6 protein-coding genes, 1 pseudogene and 1 other annotated feature are annotated in these 6,093 nt (G+C 37.9%); of the genes and pseudogenes, 5 read left to right on the top strand and 2 right to left on the bottom strand.

The annotated features are described in order from the left end of the window. Nucleotides 1-328: 328 nt before the first annotated feature. The 5 genes and pseudogenes from VF675_RS05845 (at nucleotide 329) to VF675_RS05825 (ending at nucleotide 4,004) form a co-directional block, all read left to right on the top strand. Nucleotides 329-1,060 (top strand): Fic family protein, encoded by a 732-nt coding sequence (locus tag VF675_RS05845; RefSeq protein ID WP_440204926.1) that lies wholly within the window; start codon nucleotides 329-331, stop codon nucleotides 1,058-1,060. 235 nt (nucleotides 1,061-1,295) lie between these two features. After that, nucleotides 1,296-1,565: a hypothetical protein gene (locus tag VF675_RS05840; protein WP_440204925.1), complete on the top strand. Its 270-nt coding sequence runs from the start codon at nucleotides 1,296-1,298 to the stop codon at nucleotides 1,563-1,565. Further along, on the top strand, nucleotides 1,562-2,083 hold the full coding sequence (locus tag VF675_RS05835) for a hypothetical protein (protein WP_004681077.1): 522 nt from the start codon (nucleotides 1,562-1,564) through the stop codon (nucleotides 2,081-2,083). The genes VF675_RS05840 and VF675_RS05835 overlap by 4 nt, the downstream gene beginning before the upstream one ends. A 138-nt stretch (nucleotides 2,084-2,221) precedes the next feature. After that, a pseudogene (locus VF675_RS05830) lies at nucleotides 2,222-3,446 on the top strand (IS3 family transposase). Then, nucleotides 2,497-2,613: a sequence feature (AL1L pseudoknot), on the top strand. Its footprint overlaps the pseudogene before it by 117 nt. 315 nt (nucleotides 3,447-3,761) lie before the next feature. Next, the gene (locus VF675_RS05825; RefSeq protein WP_440204924.1) at nucleotides 3,762-4,004 is read left to right on the top strand and encodes a hypothetical protein; all 243 of its coding nucleotides are present in this window, start codon (nucleotides 3,762-3,764) and stop codon (nucleotides 4,002-4,004) included. A 334-nt stretch (nucleotides 4,005-4,338) separates the two neighbouring features. On the opposite strand, the gene arsH is transcribed toward VF675_RS05825, so the two are convergent. Together arsH and arsB are read right to left on the bottom strand one after the other, a co-directional pair. After that, nucleotides 4,339-5,043, bottom strand: coding sequence for an arsenical resistance protein ArsH (gene arsH, locus VF675_RS05820; protein ID WP_440204923.1), 705 nt, complete (start codon nucleotides 5,041-5,043; stop codon nucleotides 4,339-4,341). A gap of 9 nt (nucleotides 5,044-5,052) precedes the next feature. After that, nucleotides 5,053-6,093 (bottom strand): ACR3 family arsenite efflux transporter, encoded by a 1,041-nt coding sequence (gene arsB / locus VF675_RS05815; protein WP_168419506.1) that lies wholly within the window; start codon nucleotides 6,091-6,093, stop codon nucleotides 5,053-5,055.

Below are 6,093 nucleotides of genomic sequence, written 5' to 3'. Positions count from 1 at the left end.
TACTTTTCAACTATTTTTTATATTACAGTTCAATGCTTATATACTAATTTGGTGCGCTCAGCGCGCACCAGAAACCATCAGTAGACTATTGATAATATTTAACTTTTTATACTCAAAGATTTTATTTACCGTATTAAATACCGTAAAAACTTTAATCAGATGTATGACATCAAATGCCTTATGATTTTATTTCCCACATACATGATTTAGATCTATCTCATTATTCTATCATATTCAATCCCTCATTTATGATATGTTATATCATTGCGTTTTTTAGATGCTCCGTTTTTCATATATTATTAATTAATTAAGATTCAGGGTTCAGAGCATGTTTGAAAGTATTGATGATTTAAAGAAAAAATTAGATCAGCATCGTCCTCTTTCTCCTGCAATTGTAAAAAATTTACAAGAAGATCTTATTGTCCGTTGGACATATCACTCGAATGCAATTGAAGGCAATACACTTACACTGCTTGAAACAAAAGTTGTTTTAGAAGGCATAACCGTTGGTGGCAAAGCCTTACGCGAACACTTCGAAGCAATCAATCATAGAAATGCGATTTATTATGTTGAAGATATTATTCGAAAAGAAGAACCATTCTCTGAATGGCAGATTCGAAATATACATCAACTCATTTTAAAAAATATCGATGATGACAATGCAGGATGTTATCGCCAGAAAAACGTCTTAATTTCAGGCACTACAACCACCCCACCCGACTATACACTGCTAAATAACAAGATGGCTCAATTAGTAGACTGGTATAATAGTGAAGCACATAAGCTGCATCCAATTGAGCGTGCGGCCAAAGTACATGCTGATTTTGTAGGGATCCATCCATTCATTGATGGTAATGGACGTACATCACGTCTATTGATGAATCTCGAATTGCTTAAAGCTGGTTATCCCCCTTGTGTAATAACAGTTGAAAACCGATTGGCCTACTATGAAGCCCTAGATCAATGGATGGCTTATGGAAAAACTGAAGCATTTATCCAGTTGGTTTCTGAAGCTGTACTTGAAGGATTTAAACCTTATCAAGTTGTATTGGGCATTTAATCGGCTTGATCGGTTCAATAAAGAACGTGTACACAGCGCACTGGGTTATGTGTCGCCTTTTGAGTTTGAAGCAATGTACTATGATAAGATTAACCCGTTAGGTCAGGTGGCCTAACTTAAATAAAAAAGTCTCCGACAAACCCGGTACGGTTCAGTCGCGGGTGCTGGATTTGGTAGTGTTTCATCAATTTTTAAGCCATTACAAACGCTTAAGGGGCAAGTTGTTGGAGGAAGTTTGACTAATGTGGGTGCTCAAAGTATAGCTAACATATATAGAGAATATAATGGGAAAGAGTCATTAGAACTTAATAAATCTAATGCAGTTGCTGCAGGGCTAATTAGTGGTGGAGCTAAAAAATTAGAAGGACTTGGGATTAAAAGTTGGCAACCTGTAGTTATTGGCTCTTCTGCTAGTATTAATGCTGTTACGTCTGGTAATAACCCGTATAAGGATGTAAATAAAAGGATTGAATCTGATAAATCACAAAAGGATAAGACAAAGTGAATAGTATTTTATTTGAAAAGACTAACTACTATAACACTCAAAATAAAAGACGTGAGTTTGATGGTAATATAATTTTATATATAAGTCTTAGCGTATTATCTTTTGTATTGGGGTTTTTTGTAATTAAATACCTAAGAGTAGATGAGTTTTCTTTTAATGAAAAATCGTTTGATTATATGCTTCAATTAGTAGTCGCACTATATTTTATGTTATATATTCCAATAGCTTATTGGTTTAAGATTTTTTTATACTCTAAATCTATAATAACAATAAAATATAGAGACGACTGCCTAGAAATTCAAACTTTTTTCTTACATAGAAAAATAGAAAACTTTGAACTTTTTTTAGGAGCTGAAATGTATGCTCAAAATATAAATTTTTTATGGTTTAGGGGCAATAAATATTTAGAGCATGAAGAGCCTCTTTTTGTCAATAGTGGTGAAAATTATACGATTCACGATATAGACCGGAACAAATATTATCTAATTACTTTGGCAAAAAAAGAAAGTGAAATTTAATTTTCTCTAAAATTAACCATGAATTAGAGAAAAGAAATTCAGTTGAAAAAAGATGACTGAGTTGATAAGTGAGTTACCACACACGCTTTGAACCGTACCGGGTTTGTCGGAGAGTCAATATTCTGAGAGACTATTCCGATGAAAAAACCAAACTATACCCCCGAAATCAGAGAAAGAGCGGTTCAATTACTAATTGAATCTGAAAAAGATTATCCTTCTACTTGGGCAGCAATCACAGCTATTGCTCCTAAAATCGGTTGTACTCCTGAAACATTGCGTGTTTGGTATTTAAAGCATATGGATCAACTAAATCCTGCCAAAGTACAACAGATATCTGACCAAGAAAAAATGAAGCAAATGGAACGTGAAATTAAAGAATTAAAGCGTACCAATGAAATTCTACGCAAAGCAGCCGCTTTTTTCGCCCAGGCGGAGCTCGACCGCCCACACAAATAATGGTGGATTTTATCCATAACAATAAAGATCGATATGGTGTTGAAGCGATTTGTAGAATTTTACCGATTGCAGCTTCGACCTATTATCGGGCTTTAGATCTCGTTGATAACCCAGAACATCGAGCGAAACGTGCTCTGCATGATTTACATCATGCAGAGCAAATCAAACGTATTTGGAAAGAAAGTTTAGGTCGATATGGTGTACGTAAAGTTTGGCAAAAATTGAAACGTGAAGGCTATGTTATTGCACGTTGTACAGTTGCTCGATTGATGCAGAAGCTAGATATACAAGGTGTTTGGCGTGGTAAGAACAAACAAACTACCCGCAGCCGAGATGATCAAAAACGAGCAGATGATTTAGTGAAACGGAATTTTAGTGCTGATCGACTACCAAGACGGTATCTCAGGTCAGTGACTTTACGTATATTCAAACCAATTCTGGCTGGGTCTACACTGCATTTATTATTGATGTGTTCTCGCGAGCAATTGTTGGATGGAAAGTATCTACACGGATGAATACAGATATGGTGCTCGATGCATTGGAGCAAGCATTGCACGATCGAGGTATGCCTAAGAATGTGATTCATCATTCAGATAAAGGTGTTCAATATCTTTCTATTCGCTATACCAATCGTTTAGAAGCAGCAAATTTACGAGCATCAGTCGGTACAACGGGTGATTCATACGATAATGCTCTGGCTGAAACGGTGAATGGCTTATACAAAACAGAGGTGATTGAATATTTAAAAGCAGATTGGCAAGGTTTAGCGGATGTACAACTTGCGACATTAAATTGGGTAGATTGGTTCAACAAAAAGCGTGTACACAGTGCACTGGGTTATGTGTCGCCTTTTGAGTTTGAAGCAATGTACTATGATAAGATTAACCCGTTAGGTCAGGTGGCCTAACTTAAATAAAAAAGTCTCCGACAAACCCGGTACGGTTCACAATCAATTTCAATCTGATGAGCGAACAGATTCTGTCTATACTGAGTTGTACGACACTATAGGCTGTAAATCTAAAACCTTTAGACTCAGCATTAAAAGCTTTTTTAATAGTTTTTCCTCCAAATCTATCCAATAAGATTTGATCTACAACATTTAGTTCAATAATACTCAATGCAGCATCTACCCCAAAGTACCCGAAATGCAACTGTCATCAATTTGTAATAAAAATCGATTATATCTCGTGTGATAATGCAACTTTTCTTTGCGAGTTTATAAATGTCAGACAAAATCAGCTTAAACTATTTAAATGAACTCATTCGTAATGCTGAGAAAAAAGATAAAAAAGTTGACAAGATCTTATTAGGCTATAAGGCGTATTATTTTTTTATGTCTGACAGCGAATTCCATAAAGAAGTCACTAACTCTGCCCTTTCACCAAGTAAACGTAAATATAAAAACTATAAAATCAAAGTGACTCAGGACGAATATCAAGTTGATTTAAAATTTCAGGAAAAATAAGCAGGATTGCTCTAATTCTCAGGTTTAAACTCTTTATTTATTGACAGCCATTATGATTAAAGCATCAAAAAAGACAATCTAGACATTAGATGACCTGTTGTACTTAAGATCGTTACCCGCCAATTCAACATCATCTGATACAATCAAAATAACGGTTCACGTATCCTGTGAACTCCTGTTTTCTGACCAAATAGCACTCCGATAGTGTCCTCTTAAAATTTATTGGACACTATCGTGGTATTAATGAGTTAGAAAAGTGGGGCTCAGCGGATGCTTACGATTAAACAAACGATCGAGCCATCCGTTACCCTGCTCACACCATGACGAATCAGCTTTAAAGATTACGCTGATTGACTCGTTTAGACAGTTCTTCAGCCGATTCTTTTCGCTCCGAATAACGGTTGGTCAAATAGGCACTCTGACCGCGAGTCAGCAAAGTAAACTTGTATAGCTCTTCCATTACATCAACAATACGATCATATAGCGATGAAGGCTTCATCCGTCCTTCCTCATCAAACTCCAAAAAGGCTTTAGGAACAGAAGACTGATTTGGAATCGTGATCATTCGCATCCAGCGCCCAAGAACTCGCATCTGGTTTACACTGTTAAATGACTGTGATCCACCGCTCACCTGCATCAAAGCCAATGTTTTACCCTGCGTAGCACGAATAGCTCCTGCAGCAAGTGGAATCCAATCAATCTGTGCTTTGAAGATTGAGCTCATCGAACCATGCCGCTCAGGCGAACACCAAACCATGCCTTCAGACCAAGCCAACAATTCATGCAGCTCTTTAACCTTTGGATGTTCCAGATCACCATCTTCAGGTAAAGGTAAACCTTTGGGATGAAAGATTTTAACCTCACAACCAAAACGCTCAAGAATTCGCCCAGCTTCCATCACAGCTAGGCGGCTATATGAACGCTCTCTGTTTGAGCCATATAGCAATAAGATACGTGGTGGGTGACTTAGTTCTTTAGCCTGCACTTCCGCAAAAGTTGGTGTCGGTAAAAGATCAGATTCAAGATTAGGGAGTGTCATCTTTGCCTCTTAAGAATTTGGATAATATTTTTTCTTCAGCCATAAAGCTACGCTAACCAATGCAATCAGCACGGGCACTTCAACCAATGGGCCAATAATCGTGGTAAAGGCAATCGGTGAAGCCAAACCAAAGGTAGCAATCGCAACGGCTAAAGCTAATTCAAAGTTGTTACCTGCTGCGGTAAATGAAATTGCGGTGGTTTTGGGATAGTCATTCCCCATCCATTTACTCATGAAAAAGCTGACAAAGAACATCACGACAAAGTAAAGCGTCAATGGAATTGCAATCCGCAACACATCCATTGGCAAACTCACTACATCACCGCCTTTCAAGCTAAACATGGCTACAATGGTGAATAACAAGGCCAATAAGCTGAGTGGACCAATTTTGGGTAGAAACTGATTCTGATACCAGTCCAGACCTTTGGCTTTCACTAAAGATAGACGCGTCAGGAAGCCCATCAGGAATGGAATCCCCAAGTAGATAAGGACAGCATTGGCAATGGTCCAGAAATCAACATTGATGACATTCCCTTCTATCCCAAAAAATGGCGGCAGATAGGTCAGGAAGAACCAGGCATAACTGCTAAAGAACAGAATCTGAAAAATGCTGTTAAATGCGACCAATGCAGCACCGTATTGATTGTCCCCGCATGCCAGTCCATTCCAGATCAGTACCATGGCAATACAACGCGCCAAGCCAATCAGAATCAGACCTGTCATGTATTCTGGGTAATCACTCAAGAAGACTATCGCCAATACAAACATCAGCACTGGCGCAATCAGCCAGTTCTGAATCAGAGAGAGCGCTAATGTTTTTTTATCCTGAAATACTTTGGGCAAAGCTGCATAATCTACTTTGGCTAATGGTGGATACATCATCAAAATCAAACCAATCGCAATTGGCAAGTTGACTGAATTTACACTCATTGCATCCAATGCGACGGATGCTTGTGGAAATACCACCCCAATCGCAACACCCAGTGCCATGGCCACAAAAATCCATAGCGTCAGGTTGCGATCCAAAAAGGATAATCCTGGTTTAGACAT

The sequence above is a fragment of the Acinetobacter sp. Lyrl_1 genome (assembly GCF_051948795.1).
In the GTDB taxonomy this organism is placed as follows: Bacteria; Pseudomonadota; Gammaproteobacteria; order Pseudomonadales; family Moraxellaceae; genus Acinetobacter; species Acinetobacter towneri.
The sequence above is the reverse complement of the archived record's forward strand: the minus strand, read 5'-3'. Positions and strand labels throughout refer to the sequence as shown.